Origin of the sequence: Microcoleus sp. w2-18bC1 (assembly GCF_036700365.1) — a bacterium.
GTDB lineage: Bacteria > Cyanobacteriota > Cyanobacteriia > Cyanobacteriales > Microcoleaceae > Microcoleus.
The window spans coordinates 35617-41254 of sequence record NZ_JAUBOS010000056.1; the positions used below are offsets into that span (position 1 = coordinate 35617).

Annotated in this window: 3 protein-coding genes; 1 reads left to right on the forward strand and 2 read right to left on the reverse strand. The window is 49.4% G+C overall.

The window, feature by feature from the left end:
- Positions 1-1274: calcium-binding protein (locus QT979_RS22390; RefSeq protein ID WP_333311723.1), on the reverse strand; the 1274-nt coding region annotated here is incomplete at its 3' end.
- 377 nt (positions 1275-1651) lie between these two features.
- Entirely contained in the window at positions 1652-3862 is a 2211-nt protein-coding gene (locus QT979_RS22395; protein ID WP_333311724.1) for a recombinase family protein, read from the reverse strand.
- Between the two features lie 52 nt (positions 3863-3914).
- Here QT979_RS22395 and QT979_RS22400 point away from each other — a divergent pair, with 52 nt between their 5' ends.
- Complete coding sequence (locus QT979_RS22400; RefSeq protein ID WP_333311725.1) at positions 3915-5279, forward strand: proton extrusion protein PcxA; 1365 nt, start codon at positions 3915-3917, stop codon at positions 5277-5279.
- Positions 5280-5638 lie beyond the last annotated feature (359 nt).

The following is a 5638-nucleotide window of genomic DNA, read 5'->3' on the forward strand; positions in this document are numbered from 1 at the left end:
GTCGGACTGGTTGTCGGTGTCGGACTGGTTGTCGGTGTCGGACTGGTTGTCGGTGTCGGACTGGTTGTCGGTGTCGGACTGGTTGTCGGTGTCGGTAGGGGAAGCGGAGTTGCGCTGCCGGGAACTGTGGGGGCAATTACAAATGAGCTTCGCCCTAGGGTTCTGCTGTCTACTCCGGGCAATACTGCTAAAAAGTCGCCGCTGACACCGTTGCGAATAATCGTACTGCCGGCTTTGGTCTCGGTGCTTTGGAAGATTACCAAATCTTCAAACTTGAGGTCGCCACTTAACCCGATTAAATCTTCGCCTTGGCGAAAGTCTGTGAAAATGTCGGCATCAGCGAGATCGGGGCCGCCTGTGGTGATAAATGCCGCGTTAGTGCCGTCGCTGCTGCCGCTGGGGGAACTGAATGCACCGATGACGAAGACATCTCTGCCTTCGCCTCCTGCCACTACGTCTTTGCCTGCTTCGCCCCAAATAACGTCGTTGCCAGCACCGGCGTCCACGATGTCGTCGCCGTCACCGCCGAATACTATGTCATCGCCGTCGCCGGCAAAAATTGTGTCCCCGCCGGCGTTTCCGTAGAGCCAGTCGCCTCCTTCGTTGCCAAATAGCAAGTCTTCGCCGTCACCACCGAAGAGCGAGTCGTTGCCTTGGTCGCCCCACAGAATGTCGTCGCCTCGATCGCCCAAAAAGCTATCGTCGCCAGAACCGCCACGCAAGCTGTCGCTGCCTTTGCCGCCGTAAGCCGTGTCTCTGCCTTCGCCTCCGATTACCGTGTCGTTGGCGTCATTGCCATACAGCAGGTCAGGGTTATTTCCCCCATCGAGGGAGTCGTTATCTTTGCCTCCGTACAGGGTATCGAGTCCTGAACCGCCATCAAGAACGTCGTTGCCCTCATTGCCGAACAGCACGTCGTCATCGTCGTTGCCAAATAGTAAATCGTCGCCTCCGACTCCTTGCAAGGTGTCGTTGCCTTGCAGCCCGGAAATCACGTCTGGGCCGGGACTGCCAGCTAAGGAGTCGTTGCTTTCTGTGCCGCGGACTACGCCGCCGATGATTCCGGGCGAGGTACCTTGGCCTCCGCCCCCTGTGTCGTCTATGTCGCCAATTGTGTCGTCCCCGGAGGGAGGTGTTGGAGGTGTTGGAGTCGGAGTCGGAGTTGGTGTTGGCGTCTCTGGTTCTGGCGTCTCTGGTTCTGGCGTCTCTGGTTCTGGCGTCTCTGGTTCTGGTGTTGGAGGTGGTATAATTACTAATGGCACTGCACTTGGCATTATTTTGGCTCCTTTAAACGACGATCCCGATTTACTTTAAGAACTGATTAGTATCAGTTTGTTGCCACCAATCTGGCTTAAAATTGATTAATAACCCCATCATTTCTAACATACTAAATCAAAACTGCCACGGCTATAGATATTTTTTAAGCCGGGCATCTTTTGATCTCAAAATATTAATGATTGCACGTTTTGATGCCTATGTTGGGTATACTTTAATATCGCGCCAGTTCGAGAGAACCTAGAAGTCGCGCTTGGAGTGAGCCCGGTGTATTTATCCAGAATCAGAAAAAATAAAAATTTTCGCCGTCATAATTTTTTCTTTCCGAATGTCGAATGCTGAATACAGATTTGCCTTTTGCCTGCAGAAGCGAAGGTTATGCTGACTGCTGACAAGAAACAGAGCTGTTAATTAGGGGCAGAAGCGGCCCGGTTTGTTCTTGTCCACTGACGGATAGTTCGCTGTGGCAAAGGTAAAGCAGGGAACAGCGACTTAACAAATCTAGCAGAATTCGCCGCAGTCGCTGTTGGTCGGCCGCCGTTTCCTCTTCGGTTTCCCAGGGACGCCCCTGTTGCGATCGCAAAAATAAGGGAGCGCCAAACAATGTCGCCGCACCGCCGCTCAGCCACAGGGGCGAGCCTGCATCCAGCCAAAAGTGCCATTTGTGGGCGCGGCGGCTGCTGCGGTATTGGAAGATGTTGGCGAGGGTGACGGCTCTAGCTGCTGGGCCTTCTGGACGCACTGGAAAGGGGTTGGCGGTGACTGTTCCTTGGCGCAACAACTGGATGAACCGGGCGATCGTTTCTGAGTCGCCGCCATTTGTTGGTTCTACGCGCTGCATTCGCCCGTTGATTTCCCAGTAGTGGGTGGCGGTTTCCATTAACTCTCGCAGGGCTGCTAGCCGATCGTAGGGGAGGTATCTGTCGTTCATGAGAAATTTCTGGATGGCTCGATCGAGCAGGGCAATTGGGCTCGGCAACAGCCGCTCCTGCTGTTGCGATCGCTGTTGTTCGATCCACTCGACAATGTGCTCGTAGGCCCTGGCTGCTCGGTGTCCCAGTCTGTCCCACCGGGGAAAAGCTGTAATTGGCAGCAGTTGAGGTCGATCGATATCTGGACAAAAACAGTGATCGGCGATTAAACCTGCTCTCACTTGGTCGATCGATTTTTGATGGTGAATTTGAGATGTTAGATTGAACATCGAGTTGGAATCTTCTGTTTCCAATGAACGGTGTTTCTGGCTGCCCAACACTACCAGCATTTCGGCTGTGCCGTCTCGATCGACTAAACGGCCGAGTCCCGGATAAACTAAGGCTAACAAAGTGAGTAAAGCTCGAATCTCTGGGGTAGTCGAGAGGGGACGCTGATCGTTGAGAGATACGGCGGCGATACCATCTCGCGCCAGAATTTCCGTTAAACTGTAACGGGCGATCGCATCCATCCCAGGGGCAATTACAGCGATTTCCTGCGGTTCCACGGCTTGTGACTTCACCGCATCGACGATGATTTCGGCGGTTTCTCGCAGCAGTTGAGCCCGGGAAGTGGTTTGGAGCGATCGAACTTTACCGGGCAAACTCAAGCCTAGAGGATAAAAACCCTCAGTATTAACTGCTAAACTTACCGCTAAATCTCCAATCTCTGGGGCTAAACCTGCTGTTGCGTCCAAATTTTCCACGCTTTGACAGCGGCTTTCGAGTCGGGCTAGGTATTCCGTGTCAGCCCCCAAGCCCAAACGCACTCCTCCCTCTGGATTGTAGGAGAACGCCCCCGCTGCACCTTGGTCGAGCATTCGATCGAACAAATGGCGACTTATCGCCGGATAATCGTCAACATCGTCTGCGATCACAGCTTGGTATCTAGAGGCCAAATGCTTCTGGTAACTAACATCCGGCAACAAATAGCGCCAGTAGAGTTCGCAAACAATCCCGTAAGTCAGGAGCCCCCGCGTCAAGCACCATTCCCGCCACCTTTCCAGCAACTCTCCCATGCTAGTCCACAGGTTGATCGAGCCACCGTCACCAGCAAATCCCTGTTCCAGAATGCTAGGAATCTCTTCTCTCGGTGTACCGCTGACAGCAGCAAGTTGTAATAAGTCTAGTGTTCGACGCACCATTCGGTTTGGACTTACCCCTGTTTTTTGCAAAATCCCTTCGTCTAATTCGCGACGCCAGAGTCTCGCGGCAAGTTCCAGTTCTGTTTCAGGTTGCAGTCGCAAGGGAAATTGAGCCCTCAAATCCAGCGACTGAACTAGCAGGGGCCAAAATAACAATGCCTCCTGCTCAAAAAAACCGAAGGGCGTTGTCGAGTGAAAGGTATATTTTCCTTCGGTAGCGACGGCGATGCGATCGGCCAATTCTAGCCGGTTGTCTCCGTTAGCTGCTAAGACTAAAATTGCTGGGGCAGTTTGTCCAGCCCGCCGCCGCCCGGAACTCGATCGCCCTGAAACTGTTGCAGGAAGAGGCTTGACAGTTTTGCTCCAAATGCAGAACTGCTCGACTAAACGAGTGGTTTTGCCGCTTCGGGCAGATCCTACAATCCAAATTGAATCTTCGGTGGCCGTTCTCAATTTATGTAAATTTGTTACCATACCGTGAATACTTTAATCACTAATGTCTACAGCCAACTAACCAGCTTTAGCTATGAATACTTCTCCGTGGAACAGGATTGTAAAATATCTCTACAGCCTTCACCAATGGTATCGAGAAACCCCTGAGAGGGCTCTAGAACAGGCCTACGATGCTGCGTTAGCAATTAAGGCGATCGAAGACGAGCATTTTGGCGGCCAAGGAATCTCTGAGCGATCGGGAGATTACGGACAAAGCACACTGTCTTACTTTAAATCCGAACTGGAAAAATACCTCAAGGTCATCCAAACCCGAATGGTTGAGTTTAATGCTAGCCGTTCTTTTTTAGAACTGCCGGAGCGAGTGGGGGCTAAACCCAAAACGGGGCGCAGCGCTGATTATTACCAGCACGGATTACATCTCAACAATAAAGATAGAGCCTCCCTTATATTTGAGAAGCTAGAGTTTATTGATGGAGTCATCGACAAGTATATTAATAATAGTAGATCAACGGCAATTGTTCCGGTTGTCAGTTCGGTAAATGTGCAGGCAAAATCTACAAATAGCAGTTCTCCACCTGACCCCAAAAATAAAGGTTCAGCTAATTCTGTTCAAATTCACGATGGTGAGGTTGACACTAACTATGAAGAAGTCAATTTATTACCGCGATCGCTTTTGGGGACTTTGAATCGAATCACTAAAGATTTAGACCCGGGAGCTGAAAAAGAAGTAGTCAAGAATTTTCGCAATTCCAAAGTCAAAACAATTATTTCTCTCAGATTTATTTTGCTTTTGATTTTGGTTCCGCTGTTGACAAATCAAATTTCAAAAAACTTTCTAGTCGGTCCGATCGTTGATCATTTGAGAGGTCAAGAAAATGCTTCACTTTTCATAAATGTTAACCTGGAAGAAGAAGCATTCCAAGAACTGGAGAGATTTGAGCAGCGCCTCAAATTTGAAAGGTTAATAGGCACGGCTCCCTCGCTTTCTTTAGAGGAAACGGAAAATAAGATTGCCGAAAAAGCAGTTGAAATAGCGGAGGAATACCGCGCTGAAAGTGGGGGAGCTATTAAAAATATTTTTGCTGATTTGATTTCCTTGATTGCCTTCGCTTCGATTATCGTCACTAACAAGAAAGAGATTGAGATTTTAAAGTCTTTCATGGACGATGTGATTTACGGTCTCAGCGACAGTGCAAAAGCTTTCGTAATTATTTTGTTTACAGATGTGTTTGTCGGATTTCACTCGCCTCACGGTTGGGAAGTAATTCTCGAAGGTTTATCGAGGCATTTGGGACTGCCAGAAAATAGGCAGTTCATATTTTTGTTCATTGCAACTTTTCCAGTGATTTTGGATACGGTATTTAAGTATTGGATCTTCCGTTATTTAAACCGGAGTTCGCCTTCGGCTGTTGCTACGTACAAGAATATGAACGAGTAATCAGAGGCGAAGGAAGTTCGGCAACGAGTAATGTACGGGATGTAACGGATGTAACGGATGTCAGAAAGAAGGAAGAAGGAAGAAGGAAGAAGGAAGAAGGAAGAAGAAAAAAAGATGTAATAATAGCAATGGTTTCAGGCATTGATAACGTCCTCATGAGGGCGTCCACTGCACAGATAGTGGCTTACCCATAGCGCATAAAACCATTTATTTTTTGCGTCAGGAGTGGTTTAATTAGGGTTTGCTGAATAATCGCTCGCATATTGCGTGGTCTGGGTTTTCGATCGCGCGATCGAGAAAAAAGTGCAAGATTAACAGGTAAAATAGGTCAAAACCCGTGCATCACCACCTGCGATCGT